3 protein-coding genes are annotated in these 2,044 nt (G+C 31.6%); all 3 read right to left on the bottom strand.

Annotated elements, in window-relative coordinates:
• Positions 1-7: 7 nt before the first annotated feature.
• The 3 genes from AB3X49_RS22000 to AB3X49_RS21990 all read right to left on the bottom strand — a co-directional run bounded on the left by AB3X49_RS22000 (position 8) and on the right by AB3X49_RS21990 (position 1,973).
• Positions 8-673, bottom strand: coding sequence for a response regulator transcription factor (locus tag AB3X49_RS22000; RefSeq protein ID WP_000148832.1), 666 nt, complete (start codon positions 671-673; stop codon positions 8-10).
• 364 nt (positions 674-1,037) lie between these two features.
• A complete protein-coding gene (locus AB3X49_RS21995) occupies positions 1,038-1,499 on the bottom strand; it encodes a L,D-transpeptidase (protein ID WP_002015973.1) in 462 nt (153 codons plus the stop codon).
• Positions 1,500-1,529: 30 nt separating this feature from the next.
• On the bottom strand, positions 1,530-1,973 hold the full coding sequence (locus AB3X49_RS21990) for a DUF3978 family protein (RefSeq protein ID WP_002034632.1): 444 nt from the start codon (positions 1,971-1,973) through the stop codon (positions 1,530-1,532).
• Positions 1,974-2,044 lie beyond the last annotated feature (71 nt).

Below are 2,044 nucleotides of genomic sequence, written 5' to 3'. Positions count from 1 at the left end.
GTCTTTGCTACGACTCGATTTTGTAGCCAATGCCTTTCACCGTTTTAATATAAGGAATTTCTAATTTTTTTCGTAAGTTTTTAATATGTGTATCTATAACCCTCACATCACCATAATGTTCATAGCCCCATACCTTATTCAACAAATCACTTCTTGATAATACTTTTCCCCGATTTTGCAGTAAAGTATATATAATTTCAAATTCTTTTGTAGTCAATTCAATTTGATTACCATGAACATAAGCGGCATATGCTGTAGAATTTAACATCAATTCATGGAATTGTAGTATAGTTGCAGCTTCTGCTTCCTTTGTTGCTGCCCTTCTTAATACAGCTTCTACACGTTTTATAAATACGGTGTAATGGAACGGTTTTGTAATATAGTCATCAATACCTAACTCAAATCCTTTAATTTCACTTTCTTCATTATGTAAGCCTGTTAACATAATGATTGGTACATCAGATTGTCCTCGCATAATTTTACAAATACTATAGCCATCTATATCTGGTAACATTACATCGAGGAGGACAAGATCGTATGAATTTTTTTGGAAAAGAAGAATGCCTTCTGTTCCAGCACCAACTACATCAACAGTAAAGTTTTGTGCCATTAGAAATTCACGAATAAGTTCTTGTATATCTGGGTTGTCTTCAATCACCAGTATATGCGTCATAGTAACACCTCCTAAATAACGCTTTTTACTGCAATATTCGAATTCATCATTTTTCGGATGACTCAGATTGTTTATACATATAATAAGCCCCCGCTATAAAATAGTAATGAAAGTAGCAAGGGGGATTGTTTAGTGTCACTGAATAGTTCAGAATTACAGTAGTTCTATTATAGTATGTATTGTAAAATTTATAAAATATTATAACTGTATAATTTTAATATCCATGTTTATCAATGTTACGATGATGTTGAATGCAATCTATTTTTATTATATATGTAAATACAGTTGTTTTGCTACTGTAAATGAATAAATAAAATAAGCCAAGACATAAAATTCTTGGCTACACATAAATCTTGTTCTTAGGCTAATTTACAGTGACAGTAGCTTGCTGCTGAACGCGCTCAAATAACCAGTGAATATCATTGTTAAACATACGAATACAACCAAGTGTTGTTGCTTTCCCGATTGCTTGATTATTGTTAGTTCCATGAATCGCATACGTTGTTCCGTAAGTTCCTGCCATATTTAATCCGAGCCAGCGGTCCCCAAGTGGATTACGTGGATCGCCGCCTTTAATTTTTCCTGTATAGTAAGGACGGTTTTTAATTTTATTTACGATTTGAAAAGTACCCTTAGGTGTTGGTGTTGCTGCTTTTCCAGTAGCGACAGTGAAACTTTTTATGAATTTTCCATCTTGATAATAATCCATTTTATTTATTTTTGTGTTTACGATAAGCTGATCTTTCGTCGTAGCTGCTTCTGCAGTAGTGAATGGAAGAGTTAAAAATCCTAATGATAATAGCGCACTTAATAATAGTTTTTTCATTATATTCTCCTTTTACTTGTTGTAGTAGTCTTACATACAATGAATTTGTAATCCTCGTAATGCTTGATTGACATTTTCATCTAATGTTTCAAAGAAGGTAGTAATCTTTGTATTACATTTGTTGTTTTTATCAATAAGTAATCTTTCATTTAATAAAAGCTCACCATGTAGTCCAAAACTTTGAACTCGAATATTTAGTTCATCTTCAGTTTCAGAAATAATCGGTAAGAAATAGTGAAAAGCTTTCGTTGGAATGATGTAGCTTTTGCCAATCATGCTTTCTTGATTTGAATTAACCCATTTTCTCGTGACGATCTTAATGTTCTTTTTTGAAACGATAAAAGACAGCGTTGTAGATTTTGTTAAACTTACGTCAAATTCATTTGTTTCACATATTTGTAAATTAAAAACGGTTTCATTTTGATGAGATTCAACATTCGTATTAATAAAATCGTGCATTTTATAAGCTTCCATTTCTTATTCACCCTTTTTTCAATTTCGAAAAGCGACTTATATTTATTCAGTTTAATGTTTAGTCATATATT

This window comes from Bacillus sp. C30 (assembly GCF_040838255.1).
GTDB classification, from domain to species: domain Bacteria; phylum Bacillota; class Bacilli; order Bacillales; family Bacillaceae_G; genus Bacillus_A; species Bacillus_A mycoides.
This window is presented reverse-complemented; position numbering and strand designations above follow the sequence as displayed.